This is a genomic window from Pseudomonas sp. 32A, assembly GCF_052682255.1.
Genome location: NZ_JBQYLY010000001.1, coordinates 4,026,012 through 4,051,617, shown reverse-complemented (window position 1 = coordinate 4,051,617; position 25,606 = coordinate 4,026,012). Strand labels below are relative to the sequence as shown.

Below are 25,606 nucleotides of genomic sequence, written 5' to 3'. Positions count from 1 at the left end.
ACTGACCGCAACCCCTGTAGGAGCGAGCTTGCTCGCGAAGAACGCTAACGATGACGCAGCGCCCTGGTTTACTCCGGCGCTCTCTGGTTTTTCGCGAGCAAGCTCGCTCCTACAGGATTAAGCGGCCAGCCCGGACCGAGACAAAAACAAGAGTGAAACGACAGAACGCAGTAGCTCTAACCCATATTGATTCAAGGAGAAACACATGATCCCAGTAATCCTTTCCGGTGGTAGCGGCTCACGTCTTTGGCCGCTTTCGCGTAAACAGTTTCCCAAGCAGTTCCTGGCCCTGACCGGCGAGCACACCTTGTTCCAGCAAACCCTGGAGCGCCTGGTGTTCGACGGCATGGACGCGCCCATCGTGGTCTGCAACAAGGACCATCGCTTTATCGTCAACGAGCAACTGGCCGCCCGCAAACTGGAAACCCAGCGCATCCTGATGGAACCGTTCGGCCGCAACACCGCGCCGGCTGTGGCCCTGACGGCGATGATGCTGGTCAACGAAGGCCGTGACGAGCTGATGCTGGTGCTGCCGGCCGACCACGTGCTGGACGACCAGAAAGCCCTGCAACGCGCCCTGGCCCTGGCCACTGTGGCAGCCGAGCGTGGCGAGATGGTGCTGTTCGGCGTACCGGCCACCCGTCCGGAAACCGGCTATGGCTACATCAAGTCGACCAACGATTCGCTGCTGCCCGAAGGCGTCAGCCGCGTGCAACAGTTCGTTGAAAAACCTGATGAAAAACGCGCCACCGAATTCGTCAAAAGCGGTGGTTATTTCTGGAACAGCGGCATGTTCCTGTTCCGCGCCAGCCGCTTCCTCGAAGAGCTGAAAAAGCACGACCCGGACATCTACGACACCTGCCTGCTGACCCTGGAACGCAGCAACCACACCGCCGACACCATCGACATCGACGAAGCCACTTTCGCCTGCTGTCCGGACAATTCCATCGACTACGCCGTGATGGAAAAAACCCAACTGGCCTGCGTGGTGCCATTGACCGCGGGTTGGAGCGACGTGGGTTGCTGGGCATCGTTGTGGGACGTGAATGAAAAAGACGCCAACGGCAACGTCAGCAAGGGCGACGTGGTGATCCAGGACAGCAAGAACTGCATGATCCACGGCAACGGCAAGCTGGTGTCGGTGATCGGCCTGGAAAACATCGTGGTGGTGGAGACCAAGGACGCGATGATGATTGCCCACAAGGACAAGGTCCAGGGCGTCAAGCAGATGGTCAACACCCTCAATGAACAGGGCCGCAGCGAAACCCAGAACCATTGCGAGGTCTACCGTCCGTGGGGTTCGTATGACTCGGTGGACATGGGCGGCCGCTTCCAGGTCAAGCACATCTCGGTCAAGCCGGGCGCATGCCTGTCGTTGCAGATGCACCACCACCGCGCCGAGCACTGGATCGTGGTCAGCGGCACCGCCGAAGTCACCTGCGACGAGAACGTGTTCCTGCTCACCGAGAACCAGTCCACCTACATCCCGATTGCCTCGGTGCACCGCTTGCGTAACCCGGGCAAGATCCCATTGGAGATCATTGAGGTGCAGTCCGGCAGCTACCTGGGTGAAGACGATATCGAGCGTTTTGAAGATATCTACGGCCGGTCTACGCCAATCGAGCGTGGCGTGTCGGTGAAAACCATCGCGCAGTAAAAGAGCCGCACAAGAAGCCCCCTTCACACCGACTGCGTCCCCTATCCGCAGCCGGTGGGTCGGGGGCTTTTTTAGATCATTGCCCCAGCGCTTTCAAACGCGCTCAACCGAAATAGTCGGGAAACTGATTCGGCCCCAAGTACAGAAAGTTCGACTCAGTCAGCTTGATTTCCTTGTTCATCTTCAGCTCAACGAACGGGCTGCCCGCCGTAATGGACCCTAGGTCCTGCGGGACCTGGTCGCTGCTGAATATCACCATATAGTCGCCCCTGCCCACATAACGTTCGTTCCCCAGAAACAAAAGATTTTCGACGTTTTCGCCATTAAATTGCTGACCGGGGGGGTTAACGTACACGCCGCCCTTTGAACCCGCGCGCGTTTCCCCGCGCGAAAGGTCATTGATATTTTGCCCCCGAGCGATGGCTTCGGCGCCTTCCTTACTGGTGTAGTGGATATAAACGGGTTGCCCGTTGTGCGTGCCCGAATCCACTGCCGACTGCCAGTCCGGATGATTGACCAATGGCTTATTCGTTGCAGCGAGTTGGGCCGAGCTGCCTGGCCGGCCAAGGGCCTTTTGTGCCTGGGGCTGGGCCTTCTTTGAACCTGGAGTTCCTGACTTGATGCCACCCGGCAAGCGATTCAATCGCCATTCGCCCTCGCCCGCCGGCTGCAGGAATGCCACGGTTTTTTTGGTTTGCGGGTCAATGACCCGTACAGGTCCCCCCTCGACCTTGTACACCGGGCTGATTTCATAGGGTTTGCTGACGCCGGTACCGTCGGTGTAACGCACATAGAACTGCTCGCCGACTTGATAGGTGCCATCGCCCCTCATCGTGCGGTCACTGAGCAGGCTGTCAGGCACGGAATGGGCGCTGATGTCTGGCAGTGCGCGGACCGAGGCGCCCCCTGCCGGTACCGGGTGTGTCGTCAGTGCGGTCGTCAGCGGCACGACGACTCTACTCGTCGGCGCCGGGTTCAGCACCGGGCGCAGAATCGGGCTGGCCTTGCTACCCGCGGCCATGCCGCTGCCGTCGCCATACCGGGCGTAGATCATGGCAAGACGGCTGGGTTTGTTGAGTACGTTGACGATGGATTGTCCCGGTGCCCGGATGACACGCAGCCCCGCCTTGGTCAGCCTGGTTGCGGTCGAGACGCCCTTTCCGACAATGGGCAGCAGGTCCATGAACATCGTGGCGACCTCGATGCCGAACAGGGTCTTGTTGTATCTCGATTCTTTAGCCACCTCATCTGAGCTGACAGATCCGACGTCCGCCTTATCGATCAGTATTTCCGTCAATTGTTTGTACAACGCGTCCTGAACATTGCCCTGGATAGGTGTGAGGTAGGCGTTGCTGCCCAACTCATTTATCCGTCCCAGCCGCTCCACGTTTTCAACCATGCTCCCCTCGATGATTGCCCTTACACCATCCGGATTGAGCGGCGAGGTTTTGCGATGTGCGTAGGTTCGCCATCCCGGTTCTTTGAAAAGCGCACTAAGAGCCGCCTGATCGGCGACTTCCCGAAAGGAGATCCCGTCAGGCGCATCAGGGCTATACAGCACGAGCGGCCCGTCCTGCCCGTTGCCGATGGCGATCACCCCCTGAAGCGCCTGACCAAAGTGGCTGACGGTGTTGGCGACAACGGTTTTTCCATCCACTTGGGGCCGCGTGGAGGCGTCCGGAAAATCGAGCACGGCCCGGACCCATTCAGGACCCGAGGAACCCTGTGGATAAGCCTGCGGGTTCAACTGCCCCAGAAACGCCTGCTTTTGCATGACATCCGACAGGTTGGCTTTCCACGCCGCGCGCAGTTTTCCCGGCTTGCCCGTCTGGGTGTCCGGTGCCATCCGCTCCTTGAGTAGCGCGATGTAGTGGCCGCCCACATCCAGCTCATTCACCAGCGCCTTGAGTTCCTCGGTTCCCAGCACCACGGGTTTTCCATCCGCCCCGAGTACCGGCGTGCCTGAAACATCGGTCAGCTTCGCGGCGAACTTCACCTCACTATGCTGGTGGCTTTCTGCTGGGGGCCATGCCGTAGGGTTTTTCAGCGCCAGGTCGGTCAATGAGCTGTGCTGTCTGTCGACATCGCGCGGAACGTAAGCGCCTGGCCGACCGGTATGAATTCTGGATTGCGTGGTGGTGGTCACCACGATCTTGTCCGGGTCGAGATTCACCGTGGGGTATTTTTTCCTGAGTGCCGCCTTTAATTGCTGACTGGCAAAGCCCTGCAGTGAAGGGATCTCCTCCAGGAACGGCACCAGCGTCTGGAGGGATTGCTGCTCGCGTACATCCAGGTCTTTGTATTGCCCCTCGTTCATGCGCGACAGGTTTTTCAGCCACGGCGGCTGTTGTTTTTCTTCAAGCCTTTCTCCCCGGGCGAGCATTGCGTTGCTGCCGTCCAGTTGAGAAGACCAATTGGCGGCGTTGTTCATGGCCTGGGAGATTTGTGGGCCGTTCATGTCGCTGGTGTCTGAGTGCGTCAGGGCATTCAGTTCGGCTTTTTGTCGCTCCAGAAGCTGAGGAATCGCTTCAGCCATCACGTCCCCTGAGGTCGGGGCGAAACTCAGCGTCAGGTCCTCCCCGCGTAAAGGTTTGCGCAGGTTTTCCGCCGACAAGGGCAAGCTCTGTGATAGCAGTTCTGCGGGAACACCCCCTTTGTCAATTCGTTGCATCAGTGCCGCCTGCAATTGTGCAGGGGTCGCGAACTCTTCAAAGCCCTCACCGGGGGTGTAGAGCACCACAGGTCCATTGTCCTGGTTGGCAGGCATGTTTTTGTTGCCGTTGGGCCAGTGCGGTTGCGTTTGCCCGGAGCCATCGGTGGTGGTGATCATGAAGGCCCCGGCCAGGCGCGCGCCGTTCGGCGTATTGTCATCAACCGTGATCGGGTACACACCGGGCCGCGCACCGTTGGGGAAAGCGCTTTCCCGGGCCGCCAGGGTCGGATAGCGGAACGCCTTGTCGATCAGGGCTTTGCTTGCCGGGCCCAGGGTGCCGTCCTCCACCCGCAGCGCCGCCTGGGTGGAGAGCATTTGCCGGTGCAGGTTGATCAGTTGGTCTTGAGGCGGGCTCGAGTCGGTTTCGGTGGGGCGGGCAGACGTCCAGAACCGAGTGACGGCGTTGGCAAACAGATCCCCGATTTCCCCCACGGCGCCAGGCGTCGTGGCAACGTACTCCTGATATTCCTGCACAAACTGTTCGTAGGTGGGCTGCTGGCTGACCAACCGGTTGATTTTAATGTTGAGTGCATCGTGCTGAGTGAGAAACCCTTGTTGGGCAGAAGCGGGTCTGCCAAAAACATACTCGGCGACAGCGGCCGGACGAATGCCCCGAACAACCGGCAGAACGGGCGTACCGGTGACGGCGTGGCCAGAAAATATGGCCTGGCCCCCGAGTGGAGGCGCTGCCCTTTCTGAAGGTTGAGGGCGGGTTGAGTCTGAGGAGGGGGGAAGATCAGGCTGATAGTGGGTATGAGGTTGAACAATCATTAAATGGACCCTGTGATTAAGGGGGCCAGTCCATTGTTACCCTTGTAAAAGAGATATCACTCCAGTGATAAATCAGTCAGTGGTGTAAGAGGGTCAGCGGGTTCCGGTGGGGAAATTTCAGTGCATTTCGGCAAGTGAATAGGCTTAGCCCCCGGGCTCAGCTACGATGAATGCTCATGGCAAGCGAGGGTTTTATCGTGTTTATCGGCGTTCTACTGATCATCACCTGGTTGATCCTCCTCCTGCGCTATCCGGCCAAGGCGTTGCCGGTTTCCCTTGCGGCCGCCATCAGCCTGGGTTTGGTGGCGATAGGCGTAGTGTGGCTGGACAAGCGTGAGGCCCAACAATTGGCACGCCTGGAATTGCGCACCGTCTACGCGCCTCAAGAATGCCCGGCAGACCGCCCACTCAAACTCACCCTGAACAACGGCAACAACGTGCCCCTGACCGAACTGCGCTGGCGCGTCGCTGCCTACGCACCAGGCGACACCGTCAACCTGGCCGACAACGTCTACGCTGCCCCACGCTATCGCGGCCCCGGCGAACTGCAAGCCGGCGCCACCTGGGAAGACTGCCTGCCGGTACCACCACTGCGCCCCGGCTATCGCCCGCAAACCCTGGAATTTCGTGCCGAGCATTTGCAAGGCAGCTTCTCTGACTAATAACCACAAAGGACTGATCCATGCCCAACGTGCTCATCACCGGCTGTTCCAGTGGTATCGGCCGTGCCCTGGCGGACGCCTTCAAGCAAGCCGGTTTTGACGTGTGGGCCAGCGCCCGGCGCAGCGAGGATGTGGCGGCACTTCGCGCCGCCGGCTTTAACGCGGTGCAACTCGACGTCAACGACAGCGCCGCGCTCGCACAACTGGCGGGGCAGATCGGCGAGCTGGATGTGCTGATCAACAACGCCGGCTACGGCGCCATGGGCCCGCTGCTCGACGGCGGCACCCAGGCGATGCAGCAGCAATTCGAGACCAACGTATTTTCCCTGGTCGGAGTGACCCAGGCGCTGTTCCCTGCCCTGCGTCGCCGTAAAGGGTTGGTGGTGAATATCGGCAGCGTGTCCGGCGTGTTGGTCACACCGTTCGCCGGTGCGTATTGCGCCTCGAAAGCGGCGGTGCACGCCTTGAGTGATGCGTTGCGCATGGAACTCGCGCCCTTTGGCGTGCGGGTAATGGAAGTGCAGCCAGGCGCCATCGATACAAGTTTTGCAAAAAACGCCGGCACCCAGGCCGAGCTGTTGATCAATGAAAAGTCGCCCTGGTGGCCACTGCGCGAAAGCATCCGCGCCCGGGCCAAGGCCTCCCAGGATCGGCCTACCCCCGCTCGCGATTTTGCCGCGGACGTGCTCAAGGCCGTGCAACAGGGCACTCCGCCACGCCTGCTACGCTCGGGTAATGGCTGCCGGGCATTGCCATTGATGGCGGCGTTGCTGCCCAAGGGTTTGCTGGAGACCGTCTTGAAAAAACGCTTTGGCCTAAGCGGCCAGCTCTAGTGACTCCCCCGTAGCAGCTGTCGAGCCTCAGCGAGGCTGCGTCGGGCGCGCCTCGGTTCATCGCCTGGCTCGTTAATCGAGGTGCTGCCGACGCAGCCTCGCTGGGGCTCGACAGCTGCTACGGGTGAGTAAGGCGGGGCTGTTTCATGAAATCAATGAAAGCCCGCACTTTCAGCGGCAAATGCCGAGTATCCGGGTACAGCGCATACACCCCCTGTGGCGCAAATCGATGACCCGGCAGCAGGCGCACCAAACGCCCCGCCTCCAGGTCTTCCTGCACCAGCCACTGGGGCAGGATCGCCACGCCATGCCCGCGTACCGCAAACGCCTGGAGAATAGCGGCGCTGTCCGCAACCAATGAGGCCTTGCCGGGCCCCGGGCGATACAGGTGCTCGTGGCCAGCCGGATCAACCACCGCCAACTCCGTCAGCCGCCCATGACCCAGCTTGGGCAATTGCTCCAACCCATCCAGCGTGGCGACCCCGGCAAATTCCGGCGCGGCCACGGCAAAAATCTCGTAGCTCGACAGCTGCACCGCCCGGTGATTGGAGTCGAGCATCCGTCCCAATCGAATGGCCACATCGAACCGCTCGGAGATCAGGTCAGCGTGGCTGGAGGATGTGGATAACTGGACGTTCAATTCCGGGTGCAGGCCGCGAAAGGTTTCCAGTGCCGGCACCACCACCGCCAATCCGTATTCGACGGTGGTGGTGATACGCAACGTGCCTTTGAGCTGGCTGTGTTCCGAACGGGCTTCCTCGACCGCCAGGCGCGCCTCTTCCAGCATCCGCGTGCAGCGCAGGTAAAAGCGTTCACCGGCATCGGTCAGTGCCAGTTGGCGAGTACTGCGGGTCAGCAGGGTGACACCCAGTTCGGCCTCCAGGCGCTTGAGGTTGAAGCTCACCACTGCTCGCGTCTGCCCGAGAAAATCAGCGGCGGCGGTCAACGAACCGGCCTCAACCACGGCCTTGAAGGTGTCGAATCGATCCAGGCTGACCATTAAGCGCGCACTCCTTTGTCAAAATATTTTTGACAAACTAACAGTCAAACCGCTGTTTCCCAAGTGCCCGCACCCGCCTACCCTGCCGCCACCCACTGCAGGAAGCGCGCAATGACCTACCGCTCGAAAGTCACTTGGATCTTTCTATTGGGCTTTGCCCTCGACCTGGTGAACATGTTTGTCGCCACCATCGCCTACCCGGACATCGCCCGCGACTTGCACGCCTCGATCACGCAACTGGCGTGGATCGGCAACGCCTATATGCTCGGTCTGACCGTGTCATTCCCCTGAGCGTGTGGCTGGCGGCGCTGTTGGGCGAACGTCGGTTGATTGCCCTCAGCCTGTTGCTATTCGGCGTGGCCTCGGTGTTGGTGGGCCAGGCCGCATCGATTGAAGCGCTGATCGGCTGGCGGCTGCTGCAAGGCTTGGGTGGCGGCTTGTTGATCCCGGTGGGCCAAGCCTTGGCCTATCGGCATTTTGCGCCGGCAGAACGTAGCCAACTGACGGCCAAAGTCATGCTGGTGGCGCTGCTGATACCGGCGCTGTCGCCGGCGTTGGGTGGCTTGCTGGTGGACAGTGTGTCGTGGCGCTGGATCTTTTTCGCCAACCTGCCGCTGGCGCTGATCACCCTGGTGTTGACCTTGTGCTGGCTGGAGGCGGACACGCCCGCGTCGACGCGCCCGGCGCTGGAACTCGGCAAAATAGTGCGCCAGGTTCGGCGCCCGATGCTGCGGGTCGCGATGCTGGTGTATCTGTTCATTCCGGGCGTGTTTATCGGCACCAGCCTGGTGGCGATTCTTTATCTGCACGGCCTCGGGTTTAGCACCAGTCACATCGGCGCGCTGATGCTGCCTTGGGCGCTGGCGTCAGGAGCGGCCATTGCCTTGAGCAAAAAACTGTTCAATCGCTGCGGGCCTCGGCCGTTGCTGTTGACGGGCATGCTGCTGCAATCCATCGGCATCCTGTTGCTGATTGAGCCACACCCGACAGTCATCGTGCTCGCCTACCTCCTGATGGGTCTGGGCGGCAGCCTGTGCAGCAGCACTGCGCAAACCCTGGCCTTTCTCGACATTCCGGCCGAGCGCATGGGGCACGCCAGCGCCTTGTGGAATATCAATCGGCAACTGAGTTTTTGCCTCGGCGCCGCCGTGCTCAGTGCGGTGCTGGCTGCGCTGGGCTCCTTCACCGCGACCTTCGCGATTGCCGCAGCGTTGACCCTGTTTCCATTATTTGCCGTACTGTGCCTGGATGCGTCCAAGGTACGGACACTGCTTCACCCTGCCAGCGAGCCCACACGATGATTGATTACCGCGACTTTTTTGATGAAGTAATCCAGGCCCATGTCGAGATCGAGCAATGGTTTGCCGGGACAGCACCGGAGGGAACACTGCAGATTTTGCTCGGCCGTTTCTCGCCGGACTTTTCCATGATCACCCCGGCGGGCAAACAACTGGATTTTGCGCTGCTCAACCAACTGTTCAGCCAGGCCGGCGGCAAGCGGCCCGGGTTCAAGATCAGCCTCAGCGAGTTTGCCGGAATTGATCGACATGCCCGTGGCGCGACGGTGAGTTATCGCGAGCAGCAGTTGGACGACAGCGGCACCCGAACCGATCGGCGATCGACCGTGGTGTTTGAAAAGCAGGCCAGCGGCGCCCTGCTGTGGCGCCACTTGCATGAGACTTTTCTAGAGGCCTGACACGGTCAAAATGTGGGAGCGGGCTTGCTCGCGAATACGGAGTGTCAGCCACTGAATAGAGTGCCTGATCCACCGCTTTCGCGAGCAAGCCCGCTCCCCCATTCAGTTCTGTGTTTGGTTGACGATCACGGTGCAGGTGATCCCCGCCGCCAACAGCACACCCTCCGGCACTTCATCAATGTGGATCCGCACCGGCACCCGCTGGGCCAGGCGCACCCAGTTGAAGGTCGGGTTCACATCAGCGATCAACTCACGGCTCTCCGGATTGTCCCGGTCGTAGATCCCGCGCGAAATGCTTTCCACGTGGCCCTTAAGGGTTTCGCCGCTCATCAACTGCATGTCGGCCTTGTCCCCGACTTTGACGTGGGGCAGCTTGGTTTCTTCGAAGAAGCCGTACACCCAGAACGAGTTCATATCCACCACCGCCATCTTCGCCTCGCCAATACGCGCGTAGTCGCCACGGTGCACGTTGAGGTTGGTGACATAGCCGTCTACCGCCGCCACAACCTGGGTGCGCTTGAGGTTCAGCTCGGCCGCTTCCAGTTGCGCCAGCGCGTGCTGGTAATCCGCCAGGGCCGAGTCGGCGATGTTGCTGGCGTCGTCGCGGTTTTCCTTGGAGATCACCAGGGCGTCAAGGTCGGCGCGGCGGTGGGCGTTGACCTTGCGCATCTCCCAGGTGGCCTTGCGGGACGCCACCAGGGATTGCGCCTGCTTGACCGCAATCTGGTAATGCTCGGGGTCGATCTGCATCAGCAGGTCGCCCTTTTTCACCAACTGGTTGTCACGCACCGGAACGTTGACCACTTCGCCGGTAACGTCGGCAGCGACGTTGATGATGTCGGCGCGCACGCGCCCATCGCGAGTCCACGGGGTTTCCATGTACTGCACCCACAGCGTGCGGCCAATCCAGATCGCCAGGGCCAGTACCAGCAAGGTCGCGAGCAGGCTGAAAAACTTTTTCATCGGGGTATTCTCAACGGTAGACGGTCAGCGCCAGGGCGCCGAACAAGCAAGCGAACAGGCTCAGGCGCAGCAGCGCCGGGTGCCAGAAAAAACGGTACAGGTCAAAGCCGGCCAGGAACCGGTCGAGGGCCCAGGCCAGGCCCGCCGCGATCAAAAACATCAGGGTCATGGTGGGCATGTAGACGCCGTGGAAGGCGATTTCACGAGGCATGGGCGGGTCCTTCGGACTTGAGGGCAGCCAGGGGTGATTGCGGGTCCAGCAATGAGGTGCGGATAAAGTGCAGGTAGCTTTTCACCCGGCGCAGGGCCGAGGTGTCGAAGTGCGGGGCGAAGGGTTCGTCGGTGGCCTGCACTCGGCTGATGGCATGGTCCACGGCGATCAGGCTGCGTTCCAGATTACTGGCGCTGGGTTGCAGGAACAGCCGCACCAACGAGCGGCCCATCACCCGGATCGCCTGGCGCCACGGCTGGGATTCGGCATACGCCGGGTGCACCGGCAGGATTGCCTGTTCCTTGCGCAATTCGATAATCGCGTGGCCGACTTCCAGCACCACGAACATCCAGCGCAGCAGGTTGCGTTGCACCTGAGGCTGCCCGGCGGCGAAACCGTAGGCCTGGTGCAGCAGGTCGCGGGTGCGGCTTTCGAAACCTGACGCCAGGCCCTTGAGCTTGCCGCTGATGGCGAACACCACTTGCTCGCGCAAGTCCTGCTCCAGCCGGCGCCACAACCAGCGGCTGTTGGGCGGCAGGATGATCGCGCCTGCCGCCGCACACACCAGCATGCCGATGACCATCGCGATGTAGTCGTTGATGAAGGTGTAGGGGTTATAGACCGTGAGGTTGTCCGGCACCGAGCCGGTGCTGAAGAAGATCAGCAACCCGACGCCAACGCCGGCGTACTGCGGGCGCGAAGCCAGGAACGAACCGAAGATGATCACCGGGGCGAGCATCACGCACAGCAACGGGAAACCGTCGATCCAGGGAAACACGAAGAACATTTCGACAAAGCCCACCAGCGCCCCGATCAAGGTGCCGCAAGCCATTTGAAACGCCATGCGCTTGGGGTTGGGCGTGGCGGCCGACAAACCCACCGTCGCGGCGGCGATCAGGGTCATGGTGGCGCCGCTGGGCCAGGCCGTGGCCACCCAGTAGCTGCCGAGGACGATCAGGATAAACGAGGCGCGAATCCCGGAGGCCGCGCAGGCCAGCCAGTTGGTTTTCGGGGTGTAGGGCTCGTCCCAGTGTTCGCGTTCGTGGCTGTGGTCGGCCAGGGACGCGTGGGTCTGAGCGTAGTTGTGCAGGTCGTCGACGAAGCGGTACAGCAGCTCGTAGGCGGTGTGAAAATCCAGCTGCTCGGCGTCGCTGGGCGCGCTTTCCTGGAAGCTCGTGCGCAGGCTGCGCACTTTGGCGGGCAGGCCTTCCTTATAGGTATTCAACTGATTGGCCAGGCGCGCCGCATCGGGGCTGGTGAGGGCACGACCGGAAAAACCGTCGAGCAATTCCGCGAGGTCGTGCAGGCCGGGTTTGATGGCGGCCACCACGTGATCGGCCTCTTGGCTGCGCAGGCGTTCCAGCAACTGGTGCAAGGCGTTGAAGCGCGTGGTGATGCTCATGAACTCGCTGTTCAACCGCGTTAGCCGACCATTGCGCCGACGCATGTGCGGGTCTTCGAACACGGTGATGCTGCGCAGCCCTTCCAGGCCCACGGCTTCGGCGATAAAGCGCACGTTGCTGCGTTCAAACCCTTCACGCTCACTGCGACCGCGCAGGCCGTCGGTGACGAACAGCGCAAACACCCCGAAGCGCTGGTACAAGGCGTTGCGCATCGCAGCGCTGGCGGTTTGCGGCAGGATCGCGGCGCTGACCAACGTGGAGCAGACAATCCCCAACGAGATCTCCAAAACCCGCCACACCGCCGCCATGAACGCGCCGTCAGGGTGGGCCAGGGCCGGCAGACCAACCATCGCGGCGGTGTAGCCGGCCAGCACAAAACCGTAGGCGCGAAAGTTGCGATTGCGGGTAGCGCCAGCAGTACAGATGCCGACCCAGATCGCCAGCGAGCCGAGGAACAGTTCCGTGTTCTGGGCGAACAAGGCGATCAGAAACACCATCACCGCCGAGCCCGCCAGGGTGCCCAGGAAGCGGTAAAAACTCTTGGCGAACACCTGGCCACTTTGCGGCTGCATCACGATAAATACCGTGATCATTGCGGTGCGCGGTTGCGGCAATTCCAGGCGCATGGCCAACCACAGCGTCAGGAACGCCGCGATCAGCACCTTGAAGATATAGACCCAGGTCACGCCGTCACTGCGTGCCCAATCGAAGAAGCCACGGCGCCACTCAAGGGAGTGCAACCAGCGCAGCGGTGCAGGCAAGGGAGTCATTGCATCCTACTCAGTGATCAAACACGGCGAGGGCCGCCGGGGTCTTGCTCGGTAAGGTCTGGCTGTCCTGAGGCACGTCGCTGCCGGCGCCGAGGCCACCGCCCAATGCGGTCACCAGTTCGGCGTGGGCACTCAGGCGTGCGGCCTGCACCTGTTGCTGCACCTGCTGCTGGCGGAACAACAGGCTTTGGGCATTCAGCACGTTGAGGTAGTCGGTGAGGCCGCGCTGGTAGGCGATCATCGCGATGTCATAGGTCTTCTGCGCCGAAGCCACGGATTCGGCGGCGAAGGCCTGCTGCTTGTCCATGGACTCGCGGCGGATCAACTGGTCGCTGATGCTCTTGAGCGCATTCACCAGCGTCTGGTTGTAGTGCGCCACAGCAATGTCGTAGCCGGCGCTGGCCTCCCCCAACTGCGAGCGCAGGCGGCCGCCGTCGAAGATCGGCAGGCTGATGGCCGGGCCGGCGGTGTAGTTGAGCTTTTTACCCGTGAGGAAACTGAGCATCCCGCCGCCGGTGGCGACGTAGCCGAGGCTGCCCACCAGGTCGACGTTGGGGTAGAAACCGGCGTGGGCCACGTCAATGCCACGGGCCTGGGCCGCCACTTGCCAGCGGCTGGCAACCACGTCCGGGCGCTGGCCGAGCAGTTCGGCGGGCAAGGTCGACGGCAATTTCAGCGGTGCTGCGAGAGACAGGGTGGGCCGCTGCAACTGCGCGCCCTCCCCCGGCCCCTTGCCCGCCAACGCAGCCAGCTGATTGCGGCTCAGGGCAATTTCTTCATCCAGAGCATCCAGTTGCCGATGGGTTTCCGGCAGCGGCGTCTCGGCCTGGCTGACTTCGAAGTGGGTGCCGATCCCGCCATTCAGACGCTTTTGCGCCAGGTCGAGGATCTGTTGTTGCTGGGCCAGGGTGGCGGCCACGATATCGCGCTGGGCAAAGTGCAACGACAGCTGGATATAGGCACGCACCACGTTGTTCTGTAATTCGAGCTGGGCCTGACGCGCTTCGGCGGCACTCATGTGGGCCATGTCCACGGCACGCTCGGTGGCATTGCTTTCGCGGCCCCAGAGATCGAGGGCATAGCTCAAGCCCAGGGACGCGTTGTTGTCCCAGGTGGTGGCGTTGTCCAGCGCGCCCGGGCCGTAGAATTGGTCGCTGGGCCAGTTATGACGCTTGAGCGTGGCGTCGCCATTGACCTGCAACGACTCGGCCGACTCGGCGATCCCGGCCATGGCCCGGGCTTCACGCACACGTGCAGCGGCCATGGCCATGCTCGGGCTGCCTTGCACGGCGAGGTCGATCCAGTGGTTGAGTTGCGGGTCGCCGTAGGCTTGCCACCATTGCGCGGTGGGCCAGTGGGCGTCCTGGGCGGCGCTTTTGATCGCTTCGTCGGTGGCCAATGTATTGGCGACGAGTGACTGGCCTTGAGGGGCAACTCCTCCGGTTCCGATGCAGCCGCTGATTGCTAACGATAAGGCCCAAACACTGAGAGTCTTCAGCTCTCTGCTGATGCGACGCGGCACTGCTGCGAATTCCTGAGAGGGTGTTGCGGGGAAGGTGGCGCAATTCTAAGGGGCGGGCCGGATGGCGATAAGGTGGGATTCTTGTGAATCTTTGTTACCGTTCAGGCGATAATCTTTTGGTAGGTTCATTATTCGCTCTGCAAAAAAAAGAAACTTCGTGTCACAATTTGCCATCTCCCAGAGAGCACCTTAATGGACACCTTGCAAAACATGCGCGCCTTCAGTTGTGTGGCCGAAGCCGGCAGCTTCACCGCCGCCGCTGTGCAACTGGACACCACCACGGCCAACGTCTCGCGCGCGGTCTCCAACCTTGAGGCCCATCTGCAAACCCGTTTGCTCAACCGCACCACCCGCCGCATCGCCTTGACCGAGGCCGGCAAGCGCTATTTGCTGCGTTGCGAGCAGATCCTGGCGTACGTCGAGGAAGCCGAGGCCGAAGCCAGCGACGCCCACGCCCGCCCCGCCGGGCAGCTGAAAGTGCACACCATGACCGGCATCGGCCAGCACTTCGTGATCGATGCGATTGCCCGCTACCGCCGCACCCACCCGGACGTGACCTTCGACCTGACCATGGCCAACCGCGTGCCGGACCTGCTGGACGAGGGCTACGACGTGTCCATCGTGCTCGCCAGCGAACTGCCGGATTCGGGGTTTGTCTCGCAGCGCCTGGGGATAACTTACAGCATCGCCTGTGCATCGCCGGCCTACGTCAAGGCCAACGGCTGTGCACAACGGCCCAGCGACTTGCTCAACCACGCCTGCTTGCGCCTGGTCAGCCCGGTGATTCAGCTGGATAAATGGTCGTTCAATGGCCCTGAAGGCCAGGAAAGCGTGGCGATCAACAGCTCACCGTTCCTGGTGAACTCCGCGGATGCGATGAAAACCGCCATCACCAGCGGCATGGGCGTTGGCCTGTTGCCCGTGTATGCGGCGATTGAAGGCCTGCGCAACGGCACCCTGGTGCGGGTGATGCCCAACTACCGCTCCCAGGAACTCAACCTGTACGCCATCTACCCGTCGCGCCAATACCTGGATGCGAAGATCAAGACGTGGGTGGAATACCTGCGCAGCTCCCTGCCGGAAATCATGGCCGCGCATCAGGCGGAACTGGCGGCCTATGAGCTCAGTGGCAGTTTGGGCGGGGTACGGCTGAGTAACTGAGGGAGGCAGCCGCTACACCGGCAGCGTAATGCCAAAGGTGTTGCCGCCGCCCTCGCTGCGCACAAACACATCTCCGCCGTGCATCAGCGCGATCGCCTTGACGATCGCCAGCCCCAAGCCGTGATTCGCCCCGCTATTGCTGCGGGACGCATCCACCCGATAGAACCGCTCGAACAACCGGGGCAGATGCTCACTGGCAATCTCATCGCCCGGGTTGGTCACCCCGATCGCCACGTGGTCCTGCAACACGTCGATCTTCACCTCGATCACCTGCCCAGGCAGCGTGTGCTGCACTGCATTGCTCAACAGGTTGATCAACGCCCGGCGCAAATGCGCCCTCTCGATCTGCACCTGGGCATCACCGCTCACGCGTACCTGCACCTGGGCGTCTTCGAGGATAAAGTCCAGATAGTCCAGGGTGGTCGCCACTTCGTCCGCCAATGAACTGCTGATCAACTTGGTGGCCTTGCTGCCCTGGTCGGCACTGGCCAGGAACAGCATGTCATTGATGATCGAGCGCAGCCGTTCCAGCTCTTCGAGGTTCGATTGCAGCACCTCGAAGTAATGCTCGGCCGAACGCCCACGGGTCAGCGCCACCTGGGTCTGGCCAATCAGGTTGGTCAACGGTGAGCGCAGTTCATGGGCCACATCCGCGTTGAACGACTCCAGGCGCGAATAGGCCTGCTCCACCCGGTCGAGGGTCGAGTTGAAGGAATTGACGAACTGCTTCAGCTCCGGCGGCAACGGCGACAATTGCAGGCGCCCGGAGAGTTTCGGGGGCGCGAGTTTCTGCGCCTCATCCGACAGTTTGATCAGCGGCTTGAGGCCGATACGTGCGACCCAGAAGCCCAGCAGCGACGCCAACACCACGCCGACAAACGCCAGGCTGATCAGCGCCACCAGCAGTTGATGCTGGGTGGCGCGGAAGTTCTCGGTGTCGACGGCGATCATGAAGCGCAACGGCGGACGCTGGTCCTTGGCCGGGAACTGGCTGACCAGCACTTTGAACGGATGATGATGGCCCGGCAGGTGCAAATCGCGCTTGCCGGTCGGGCCTTCGGCGAAGGCGCGAATCTGCGCGTCCGGGTTGCCGTATTCGTAGGTCGGATCGCTGCTCACCACCCAGAAGCGGATGCGCTTGTCTTCCTCACCCAACAGCTTGAGCTTGGCGGTGATCTTCGCCCAGTGGTCCGGCGTACCGAAGCGGTTCACCGAAGACTCCAGCACGCTGTAACGCGCATCCAGCTCGGCACCGGGCAACAGGCCCAGGCCTTTGTCCACCTGCTGATACAGCGCGCCGCCGATCAACAGGAAGATCAGCAGCGCCACCAACGTGAACATGCCACTCAGGCGCAGGGCGATGGAGTTAGCCGACACTGCGGTTCTCCAGCACGTAACCCATGCCACGGATGGTGTGCAGCAGCTTCTGTTCGAACGGCCCGTCGAGCTTGGCCCGCAGACGTTTGATCGCCACTTCCACCACGTTGGCGTCGCTGTCGAAATTGATGTCCCAGACCATTTCCGCAATCGAGGTCTTGGACAGGATTTCACCCTGGCGCCGGGCCAACACGCTGAGCAGTGAAAACTCCTTGGCGGTCAGGTCCAGGCGAACGCCGTTGCGGCTGGCCTTGCGGCTGATCAGGTCGATCCACAGGTCGGCGATGGTCACCTGCACCGGCTCATGCCCGCCGCTGCGACGGGTCAGGGCTTGCAGGCGCGCCACCAGTTCGAGGAACGAGAAGGGCTTGCCGAGGTAATCGTCCGCCCCTTCCCGCAGACCGCGAATACGGTCTTCCACGCGCTCGCGGGCGGTGAGCATGATCACCGGCGTCTGCTTGCGTGCCCGCAGCGCGCGCAATACGCCAAAGCCATCCAGGCCGGGCAGCATCACGTCGAGCACGATCACCGCGTAATCGTTCTCCAGGGCCAGGTGCAAACCCTCGACGCCTTCACGGGCGACATCGACGGTATAGCCTTGCTCCGTCAGGCCGCGGTGCAGGTAGTCGGCGGTTTTTTCTTCGTCTTCAATAATCAGTACACGCATGAGCCTTTTGTTCCAGGACGGGGCCTCAGCCTCAGTGTGTGATTGCCAGCTGGGGAGCTGGTTTGGGTCTGTGGAAAAACTTCTCAAGGTACAAGTATATGACCGGCGTGGTGAACAGCGTCAGCGCCTGGCTCACCAGCAACCCGCCCACCACCGCGATACCCAGCGGCTGGCGCATTTCTGCACCAGGGCCGGAGCCCAGCATCAGCGGCACCGCACCCAGCAGCGCCGCGAGGGTGGTCATGATGATGGGCCGGAACCGCGTGACACAGGCTTCATAAATCGCCTCTTCAGGCGGCAAGCCGCGCACGCGCTGGGCGTCCAGGGCGAAGTCGATCATCAGGATACCGTTCTTCTTCACAATCCCGATCAGCAGCACCAGGCCGATCAGGGCCATGATCGAGAAGTCCTGGCCCATCAGGGACAGCATGATCAACGCGCCCAACCCCGCCGACGGCAAGGTGGAGATGATCGTCAGCGGGTGCACGAAGCTCTCGTACAGCACACCCAGGATAATGTAGACCGCCACCAGTGCCGCGAGGATCAGCCAGGGCTGGCTGGCCAACGAACTCTGGAACGCCTGGGCCGCGCCCTGGAAGTTGCCGATGATGGTGGTCGGCATGCCGATTTCGTTCTTCGCCTGGTTGAGCATGATCACCGCATCCCCCAACGCGACGCCCGGCGCCAGGTTGAACGACAGGTTGGCCGCCGGGAACATGCCGTCATGGCTGATGGACAATGGCCCTACGGTAGGCGGGTCGACCTTGGCCACCGCCGACAGCGGCACCATCTCGTTGGTCAGCGGCGAGCGCAGGTAGAAGTAGTTCAGGCTTTCGGCCTTGCCGCGTTGCTGGGTGTCCAGCTCCAGCACCACCTGGTACTGGTTGATCTCGGTCTGGAACTCGTTGATCTGGCGCTGGCCGAAGGCGTCGTACAGCGCCTGGTCCACATCGGTGGCGGTGAGGCCAAACCGCGCGGCGGCCTGACGGTCGATGCTGATGTGGGTGATGCTGCCACCCAGCTGCAAGTCGTTGGACAGGTCGCGAAACGCCGGGTTGGCTCGCAGTTTTTCGGTGAGGCGCTGGGTCCAGGTATTCAGGGTCGGGCCGTCATTGCTCTTGAGCACGTACTGGTACTGGGCGCGGCTGGGGCCGGAGCTCAAGTTGATGTCCTGGCCGGCCCGCAGGTACAGCACGATGCCTGGCACTTTCGCCAGTTTCGGGCGGATCCGGTCGATAAACTGGCTGGCCGACACGTCGCGATCTCCGCGATCTTTCAAGGCGATCCAGAACCGGCCGTTGGCGATGGTCTGGTTGCTGCCGGTCACGCCCACCGAATGGGAGAATGCTTCCACCGCCGGGTCATCCTTGACGATCTCGGCGATCGCCTTGTGCTTGGCGACCATGTCCGGGAAGGACACGTCAGCCGCCGCTTCGCTGGTGCCGAGGACAAAGCCGGTGTCTTGTACCGGGAAGAACCCCTTGGGGATGAACACGTAGCCGACCACGGCCAGGGCCAAGGTCACCATGAAGATTGCGGCCATGGTGCGCTGGTGGGCCAGGGCGCGGCGCAGATTGCGCGCATAGCCGGCAAGCAGGCGCTCGCTGAAGCCGGGTTTGTCGTGGGCGTGATGGGTCGGGGCACGCATGAACAACGCGGCCAGGGTGGGCGCCAGTGTCAGTGAGACCACCACCGAAATCAGGATGGTCGAGGTGGCCGTCAGCGCAAACTCCTTGAACAACCGCCCGACCACACCGCCCATGAACAGCAGCGGAATAAACGCCGCCACCAGCGAGAAGCTGATGGACACCACGGTAAAGCCGATTTCCCCCGCGCCCTTGATCGCCGCTTCGCGCTTGTCGAGGCCCGCCTCCAGATGGCGGTGAATGTTTTCCACCACCACGATGGCATCGTCCACCACAAACCCCACGGAGATCACGATCGCCACCAGGGTCAGGTTGTTCAGGCTAAAGCCCATCAGGTACATCAGCGCAAAACTGGCGACCAGCGACACACCGAGCACGCTGGACACAATCAACGTGGCCGACAACTGGCGCAGGAACAGCGCCATCACCGCCACCACCAGCAGGATCGCGATCAGCAGGGTCACTTCCACTTCATGCAGGGACGCGCGGATGGTCTTGGTACGGTCGGTCAATACGCTGACCTGCACCGAGGCCGGCAACATGGCTTGCAGGCGTGGCAGCTCGGCTTGAATGCGGTCCACGGTCTCGACGATATTCGCGCCGGGCTGGCGGGAGATCACCAGGTTGACCCCTGGCGTGTCGCCCGACCAGGCCTGCACGTAGGCGTTTTCCGAACCGTTGACGACTTTGGCGATATCCCGCAGTTGTACGGGCGCCCCGTCCTTGTAGGAGACGATCAGTTGGGCGTAATCCTCGGGATGGAACAACTGGTCGTTGGTCGACAAGGTCGACACGCTGTTCTCGCCGTAGATCGCGCCCTTGGCCAGGTTCAGGCTCGATTGCTGGATCGCCAGGCGCACGTCCGCCAGGGTCAGGCCGATGGCCGCGAGTTTATCGGCCGACGCCTGCACTCGGATGGCCGGGCGTTGCTGGCCAGTGATGTTGATTTGGCCGACGCCGTCGATCTGGCTGATCTGACGGGCCAGCAGGGTTTCCACGTAGTCGCTCAGCTCGGTGCTGGGCATGCTGTCGGAGCTGACGCTGAGGATCAGCACCGGGCTGTCCGCCGGGTTGACCTTCTTCCAGGTCGGCAGGCTCGGCATGTCGCTGGGCAGTTTGCCGGACGCGGTGTTGATTGCCGCCTGCACTTCTTGCGCGGCGGTATCGATGCTCTTGGTGAGGGTGAATTGCAGGGTCAGGAGGCTGGAGCCCAAGGCACTGCTGGAGGTCATCTGGGTCATGCCGGGGATAGCGCTGAATTGCACCTCCAGCGGCGTGGCCACGGAAGACGCCATGGTGTCAGGGCTGGCACCCGGCAGCGTGGCGCTGACCTGGATCGTCGGAAATTCCGCTTCCGGCAGTGGGGCGATGGCCAGCCGAGGGAAGGCAATCATTCCGAGCAGCACCAGGGCAAAGGTCAGCAGCAAGGTGGCGACCGGATGGTCGACGCACCAGGCCGACGGCGAACGACTGCCACTCATGGCTGCACCTTGGCATCAACGGTCTGGATCACCTGCGGCGGCTCCTTGAGCACGTCGACCTGAGCGCCGGCCTTGAGCCGTGACTGGCCATCGCTGACCAGCACGTCGCCGGCCTGCACACCCTGGAGGATGTTCATGTCGCTGTTCTGGTACAGCACCTGCACCGGCACCACCTCTACCTTGTCACCCTTGAGCCGGTACACGAAGTGCGAATCCAGCCCGCGTTGCACGACGGTGGGTGGCACCACCAGCGCGTTCTTGTGCAGAGCGGTCTGGATGCGGATTGTCACCAGTTGCCCCGGCCAGAGTTTTTGCGCGCCGTTGCTGAACTCGGCCTTGGCGCGGATGGTGCCGGTGGTGCCGCTGATCTGGTTGTCGATCAGGCTCAGGCGACCTTCGCCCAGCAGGTCGCCGGTCTGGCCGTCGGTGTCGGCGCCCATGTAGGCGTTGACGTCGGCGGGCAGTTGCGCGGCGATCAGGCGTTGCAGGGTCGGCAGCATTTGTTGCGGCAGGGAGAACTCGACGGCAATCGGGTCGATCTGGGTCACGGAGAACAAGCCCTGGGTATCGCTCATGCGCAGGAAGTTGCCTTCATCCACCGTGCGAATCCCGACGCGACCGGTGACCGGAGAGCGAATCTGGGTGTAGGAAAGCTGCACCTGAGCCGAATCAATCGCGGCCTGGTTGCCTTGGGCCGTGGCCTTGAGCTGGTTGACCAGGGCTTGTTGCTGGTCATAGGTCTGCTTGGACACGCCGTCGTCGATGCTCAGTTCCTTGTAGCGCTTGAGGTTGACCAGCGCGACTTGCAGTTGCGCCTGGCTTTCCCCGAGTTGCGCCTTGGCCTGGTCCAGGCTGGCGCGGATCGAGCGGTCATCAATGGTGGCCAGCAGGTCACCGGCCTTCACCAGTTGACCTTCCTTGACCAGTAATTTGGTGAGGATGCCGTCGATCTGCGGGCGAATCACCACACTGTGCAACGACAGCACCGAACCAATGCCGCTGACAAAACCCGGGATGTCCTGCTGTTTGACGCTGATCACACGCACTGGAATCGCTGCCGACGCAGTCAGTTTGGTCTTGGCCGGGCGGGTCACCACCCAGGCAACCACGGCCAGTACCACAAGGACGCCCACGATCAAGGCCGGTTTTCGTTGAATGTGCATGGGGTGAGGCGCCAGGGCAAAGGATCGGAAGAATGTAGGTTCTTTATAGCCCGCCAACCCGGTCAGCAAAGTGACTGCTAACTGACAGCGCCGTCAGTAAAGTCCGACCATTCGTACGAGCAGTGGTTAAAGATCCGAGGCGCGCAGGTATACTGCGCGGCGGTGTGGCCTGCAAGTCGGGCCCACGTCATTTTCAGTACTCCCCGGAGCGTCCATGAATTCCCCGACACAACCCGCTGTTGAAGCGGTCGACATCGACCAACAGGCCAATCCTGACAGCGTCGAAGGCGAAACCAAGGCCGAGATCCCGGCATTCAAGTTTCCGTTCAAGCCGGGCGAACTGGCCGGGGCAAAAAACGCCAGCCAGCCGTGGTACAAAAACGGCGCGAAGAACGGCCACACCAAGAGCCCGGGCATGGCACCGCCCGGCACCCGTCGCTCCATGGGCAAGCGCTGACCGGTAATAAATCCTTCGCAATGGAGATTTATGCCTACAACAGTTACTGACGTTTCGCCTTGTAGGCCTGCGGCCAATTCTTGAAAGCTTGCACGCACCCGCCAGCCCCGACTCTTTGTTCTGGGCTGGACGTGGTGCAGCTGGTTTTCCGGAATAGGACGTCCCTGTGGTTCTTATACGCACCTGTGTTGTGCTGGGCTTGTCGCTGATAGACGGTGTTGTCTCCATCGCGGCGGCCGGTGATCAACCACGCAGCGAAATTCGTTTTGCCGTGGCCGCGCAATTTCCGCCCTTCCAAAGCCGCAATCAACACGGCGAACTGGTCGGGCTGAACATCGAGTTGGGCAACGCCTTGTGCGTACAGCTCAACATGCGATGTACCTGGGTCGACCAGATCCTGGTGGAAAATTTCACCGCCCTTGAAGCCAGGCAATTCGACGCGATCATGGGCATCGCCCCCACGTCGAAACGGCACCGGCGAGTGAGTTTCACCGATGACCTCTATCCGATGACCACGCGCCTGGTGGCCCGCAAGACATCAGGCTTGATGCCGACCCCTCGCTCGCTGAAGGGCAAGCGCGTGGGCGTACTGGTGGGCAGCAACCGCGAGGCGTTTGCCCTGGCGAAGTGGGCGCCGAAGGGTGTGATCATCAAGGGTTTCTGGCGCAATGACGAATTGATCCACAGCCTGTTGGCCGGCGACATCGATGCGACTCTGCAAGGCACCGTGGAAATCCGTGAGGCGCTGCTCGACACCGCCGACGGCCAGATTTTCGACTTCCTCGGCCCCGCCGTCTCCACCGATCTGCTGGGTAACGGCGTGGCAATTGCCCTGCGCAAACCCGACACCGCGTTGCGCAATGACCTTAACTGCGCCCTCGAGCAACTGATGCAGAGTGGCGAATACCAGCGCATCGTCCAGCCCTACCGCCTTGACGCACCGCCCGCCAGGCCGTAATGGCCAATTAATTGCACCGAACATGAGCTGGATCAGTATTTGCCCAACCCGTGCGCTTAGAGTCGACGCCCTGCCGACTCCTCCAACAATCACGAGCGCGCGTTTCCATGAAGATCAATCTGCCGGTCACCGGTCGAAATGTGGATTTTGCCCCCGACGCCAACATCCTCTCGACCACCGACCTGACCAGCGCAATTACCTACGCCAACCAGGACTTCATTGATATCAGCGGCTATACCCGCGAGGAGTTGCTGGGTACCCCGCACAACCTGCTGCGTCACCCGGACATGCCGCCCGCTGCGTTTACGCACATGTGGCAGGCGTTGAAAAGCGGCCGCTCGTGGATGGGCATGGTGAAAAATCGTTGCAAGAATGGCGATCACTACTGGGTCAGTGCCTACGCCACGCCGGTCACCCGGGACGGCGTGACGGTGGAGTATCAGTCGGTGCGCACCAAGCCCGATGCGCGGCGGGTGCAACTGGCCGAACGAGCCTATGCGCGCCTGCGTGCCGGCACTCGGCGATTACGGCCGGTGGTGGGCATGCCCTTCAAGCTGTCGGCATGGGTCCTGGGGGCCTGCGCCGCAACCTGGGCCTTGGGCCTTGGACTGGCCACTTATCCGCTGACCTGGCAACTGCTGGCGGTCACGGCGGTGTGTGCCATGGGGGTGATGGGCGTGCATGGCTTGTTGCGGCCCCTCGCACAGTTGAACCAGCGGGCGCGGCTGATTGCTGACAACCCACTGAGCCAGGCGATCTACACCGGACGCAGGGATGAGTTCGGGCGCATCGAGTTCGCCATGCAGATGCTGGAAGCCCAGGTGGGCGCGGTGGTCGGTCGGATTGGCGATGCCTCACAACGCCTGTCCGGGCACGCCGCCGCGCTGGTGCAACAACTGGACAGCAGCCACACCAGCAGCCTCGGCCAACAGTCCCAGACGGACCAGGTCGCCGCTGCGATCAATCAAATGGCCGCCAGCGTGGCGCAAGTCGCCGAGCACGCGCTGCAGGCCTCCAAGGCCGCTGACCAGGCCGGCAGCGAGACCCGGGAAGGCCACCAACGTGTGGACGAAAGCCGCGACGCGGTGCTGCGCTTGTCCCAGGAGCTGGAGCGCGCCACCGACGTGATCCATCAACTGGAAAGCCACAGCGGCGATATTTCCGGGGTGCTGGAAGTGATCCGGGCGATTGCCGAGCAGACCAACCTCCTGGCGCTCAATGCTGCCATTGAAGCCGCACGGGCCGGAGAACAGGGACGCGGGTTTGCCGTGGTAGCCGATGAAGTGCGCGGGCTGGCCCAGCGTACGCAGCAGTCGACCAATGAAATCCAGCGCATGATCAGCACCCTGCAAGGCGGCGCCCGGGATGCGGTGCAGGCCATGGCGCAAAGCAGCCAGCATGTCGAGGCCAGCGTCGGCCAGGCCCAACGCGCTGCCGCCGCGTTGGACGGGATCAGCCAGCGGGTGACCCAGATTACCGCCATGAGCCAGCAGATTGCGGCGGCGGTGGAAGAGCAAAGCGCGGTCAGCGAGGACATCAACCGCAACATCATCGGCATTCGCAATGCCGGGGAAGTGACGGTCAACGCGGGTCAGCAGAGCCAGCTCAGCTCAGGGGATGTGGCGGGGCTGGCGGATGACCTGCGGCGGCTGGCGGAGGAGTTCTGGAGTAAGCGGCGGCAGTAGCGGCATGAGCTGTTTTTGTGGCGAGGGGGCTTGCCCCCTCGCCACAGGTTTACATTCACTCAAGCCGCCCGTAACGAAATGAACGCATAGTTGGCCGGCACCTCGGTGGCAATCCGGGCGCCGGCGTCCAGCAACTGCTCGGCAATGTCCATCCCGGACACATGAAACACCCACTCATTGGCCTGCACGGCCTCTTGCGTCGCCAACTCGATCGCCTGGGCAAACAGGCCCATATCCGGCAGGTACGCGGTAAACCCATCGCCTTTGAGCGCTGTGGTATGGATGCCCAGCAACCCACACACGGCTTCCTTGGCCTGGATGTCGTCGCGGTCAGCCTGGCGTGAGCGGCGTATCAACTCGGCCAGCTCCTTGTCCATCAACTCGCCCCCCACGATCAGCGCCGGTCCCTGCTCCCAGGATTCCGGCGGGCAGTCCTTGGCGCCCGGGTTCAACGGGATGTGCGGGTTGATCTCCATCGGGTAGATACGGCACACCAACGGCCGCCGCTCGTAAATGCGGCAGCGGTCGTCTTCGTCAAGATTCCGGCAGCGCCCGGCGTTATAGGCGGCAAAGGTGATTGCCACATACGCCTCGGTATTGCCGCTGGGCACGATGGCGGAACGGCGTTGTGCGTGTTCGCGCTGCAACTCGGGCAGCCCAAGCCCGGTGCCCAGGAACCCCTCCACCAGCACGATGACATTGCCGCCGTCAGCCGCCCAACGGCGGGCTTCTTCGAGGGTCAGCGGCACATGGTGGTCAGTGCAGCATTTGCCGCAACCAACGCAGGAAAAGTGGGTATTCATGGAAAAT

Annotated in this window: 19 protein-coding genes and 2 pseudogenes; 10 read left to right on the top strand and 11 right to left on the bottom strand. The window is 62.1% G+C overall.

What is annotated here, in order from left to right:
• Window positions 1–205: 205 nt before the first annotated feature.
• Complete coding sequence (locus tag ACUN0G_RS18605; RefSeq protein ID WP_177044403.1) at window positions 206–1,657, top strand: mannose-1-phosphate guanylyltransferase/mannose-6-phosphate isomerase; 1,452 nt, start codon at window positions 206–208, stop codon at window positions 1,655–1,657.
• 103 nt (window positions 1,658–1,760) lie between these two features.
• Here ACUN0G_RS18605 and ACUN0G_RS18600 read toward each other — a convergent pair whose 3' ends face one another.
• On the bottom strand, window positions 1,761–5,141 hold the full coding sequence (locus ACUN0G_RS18600; RefSeq protein ID WP_445573978.1) for a dermonecrotic toxin domain-containing protein: 3,381 nt from the start codon (window positions 5,139–5,141) through the stop codon (window positions 1,761–1,763).
• 197 nt (window positions 5,142–5,338) lie between these two features.
• On the opposite strand from ACUN0G_RS18600, the gene ACUN0G_RS18595 reads away from it, so the two are divergent.
• Window positions 5,339–5,803, top strand: coding sequence for a multidrug transporter (locus ACUN0G_RS18595; protein ID WP_445575567.1), 465 nt, complete (start codon window positions 5,339–5,341; stop codon window positions 5,801–5,803).
• Between the two features lie 20 nt (window positions 5,804–5,823).
• Window positions 5,824–6,636, top strand: a complete 813-nt coding sequence (locus ACUN0G_RS18590) for an SDR family oxidoreductase (RefSeq protein ID WP_445573977.1) — start codon at window positions 5,824–5,826, stop codon at window positions 6,634–6,636.
• A 118-nt stretch (window positions 6,637–6,754) separates the two neighbouring features.
• On the opposite strand, the gene ACUN0G_RS18585 is transcribed toward ACUN0G_RS18590, so the two are convergent.
• Window positions 6,755–7,636, bottom strand: coding sequence for a LysR family transcriptional regulator (locus ACUN0G_RS18585; protein WP_445573976.1), 882 nt, complete (start codon window positions 7,634–7,636; stop codon window positions 6,755–6,757).
• 111 nt (window positions 7,637–7,747) lie between these two features.
• On the opposite strand from ACUN0G_RS18585, the pseudogene ACUN0G_RS18580 reads away from it, so the two are divergent.
• Both ACUN0G_RS18580 and ACUN0G_RS18575 read left to right on the top strand, forming a co-directional pair.
• Window positions 7,748–8,937, top strand: a pseudogene (locus tag ACUN0G_RS18580) (MFS transporter).
• On the top strand, window positions 8,934–9,332 hold the full coding sequence (locus tag ACUN0G_RS18575) for a DUF4440 domain-containing protein (protein WP_445573975.1): 399 nt from the start codon (window positions 8,934–8,936) through the stop codon (window positions 9,330–9,332). Before ACUN0G_RS18580 ends, ACUN0G_RS18575 begins: the two are co-directional and overlap by 4 nt.
• A 102-nt stretch (window positions 9,333–9,434) precedes the next feature.
• Here the strand turns inward: ACUN0G_RS18575 and ACUN0G_RS18570 are convergent, their stop codons facing one another.
• From ACUN0G_RS18570 to ACUN0G_RS18555, 4 genes are read right to left on the bottom strand one after another with little or no spacing between them, the layout of a single operon-like run.
• On the bottom strand, window positions 9,435–10,295 hold the full coding sequence (locus ACUN0G_RS18570) for an efflux RND transporter periplasmic adaptor subunit (RefSeq protein ID WP_010170446.1): 861 nt from the start codon (window positions 10,293–10,295) through the stop codon (window positions 9,435–9,437).
• A gap of 10 nt (window positions 10,296–10,305) precedes the next feature.
• Window positions 10,306–10,506: a DUF1656 domain-containing protein gene (locus tag ACUN0G_RS18565; RefSeq protein ID WP_003216262.1), complete on the bottom strand. Its 201-nt coding sequence runs from the start codon at window positions 10,504–10,506 to the stop codon at window positions 10,306–10,308.
• Window positions 10,496–12,679, bottom strand: a complete 2,184-nt coding sequence (locus ACUN0G_RS18560) for an FUSC family protein (protein ID WP_421552017.1) — start codon at window positions 12,677–12,679, stop codon at window positions 10,496–10,498. Before ACUN0G_RS18560 ends, ACUN0G_RS18565 begins: the two co-directional genes overlap by 11 nt.
• Window positions 12,680–12,689: 10 nt before the next feature.
• On the bottom strand, window positions 12,690–14,201 hold the full coding sequence (locus ACUN0G_RS18555) for an efflux transporter outer membrane subunit (RefSeq protein WP_445573974.1): 1,512 nt from the start codon (window positions 14,199–14,201) through the stop codon (window positions 12,690–12,692).
• A 192-nt stretch (window positions 14,202–14,393) separates the two neighbouring features.
• Between ACUN0G_RS18555 and ACUN0G_RS18550 the strand changes: the two genes are divergently transcribed.
• Window positions 14,394–15,362: a LysR family transcriptional regulator gene (locus ACUN0G_RS18550; RefSeq protein ID WP_003216257.1), complete on the top strand. Its 969-nt coding sequence runs from the start codon at window positions 14,394–14,396 to the stop codon at window positions 15,360–15,362.
• 12 nt (window positions 15,363–15,374) lie between these two features.
• Here the strand turns inward: ACUN0G_RS18550 and ACUN0G_RS18545 are convergent, their stop codons facing one another.
• The 4 genes from ACUN0G_RS18545 to ACUN0G_RS18530 are packed head-to-tail and all read right to left on the bottom strand — an operon-like array spanning window position 15,375 to window position 21,696.
• Window positions 15,375–16,739, bottom strand: a complete 1,365-nt coding sequence (locus ACUN0G_RS18545; RefSeq protein WP_258347820.1) for a heavy metal sensor histidine kinase — start codon at window positions 16,737–16,739, stop codon at window positions 15,375–15,377.
• Complete coding sequence (locus ACUN0G_RS18540; protein ID WP_003216255.1) at window positions 16,729–17,406, bottom strand: heavy metal response regulator transcription factor; 678 nt, start codon at window positions 17,404–17,406, stop codon at window positions 16,729–16,731. Before ACUN0G_RS18540 ends, ACUN0G_RS18545 begins: the two co-directional genes overlap by 11 nt.
• A 31-nt stretch (window positions 17,407–17,437) precedes the next feature.
• Entirely contained in the window at window positions 17,438–20,533 is a 3,096-nt protein-coding gene (locus ACUN0G_RS18535; RefSeq protein WP_445573973.1) for a multidrug efflux RND transporter permease subunit, read from the bottom strand.
• The gene (locus ACUN0G_RS18530; RefSeq protein WP_226476465.1) at window positions 20,530–21,696 is read right to left on the bottom strand and encodes an efflux RND transporter periplasmic adaptor subunit; all 1,167 of its coding nucleotides are present in this window, start codon (window positions 21,694–21,696) and stop codon (window positions 20,530–20,532) included. Before ACUN0G_RS18530 ends, ACUN0G_RS18535 begins: the two co-directional genes overlap by 4 nt.
• Before the next feature lie 214 nt (window positions 21,697–21,910).
• On the opposite strand from ACUN0G_RS18530, the gene ACUN0G_RS18525 reads away from it, so the two are divergent.
• From ACUN0G_RS18525 to ACUN0G_RS18510, 4 genes and pseudogenes are all read left to right on the top strand, one after another.
• Entirely contained in the window at window positions 21,911–22,153 is a 243-nt protein-coding gene (locus ACUN0G_RS18525) for a hypothetical protein (RefSeq protein WP_003216247.1), read from the top strand.
• 166 nt (window positions 22,154–22,319) lie between these two features.
• Entirely contained in the window at window positions 22,320–23,111 is a 792-nt protein-coding gene (locus ACUN0G_RS18520) for a transporter substrate-binding domain-containing protein (RefSeq protein ID WP_445573972.1), read from the top strand.
• 107 nt (window positions 23,112–23,218) lie between these two features.
• Window positions 23,219–23,500, top strand: a pseudogene (locus tag ACUN0G_RS18515) (PAS domain-containing protein); the annotation flags it as partial.
• A gap of 234 nt (window positions 23,501–23,734) precedes the next feature.
• Window positions 23,735–24,796 carry a methyl-accepting chemotaxis protein gene (locus tag ACUN0G_RS18510; RefSeq protein ID WP_445575566.1) on the top strand — a complete coding sequence of 354 codons (1,062 nt, stop codon included), beginning with the start codon at window positions 23,735–23,737 and terminating at the stop codon, window positions 24,794–24,796.
• 59 nt (window positions 24,797–24,855) lie between these two features.
• On the opposite strand, the gene ACUN0G_RS18505 is transcribed toward ACUN0G_RS18510, so the two are convergent.
• Window positions 24,856–25,599: a YkgJ family cysteine cluster protein gene (locus ACUN0G_RS18505; RefSeq protein ID WP_445573971.1), complete on the bottom strand. Its 744-nt coding sequence runs from the start codon at window positions 25,597–25,599 to the stop codon at window positions 24,856–24,858.
• Window positions 25,600–25,606: the final 7 nt, after the last annotated feature.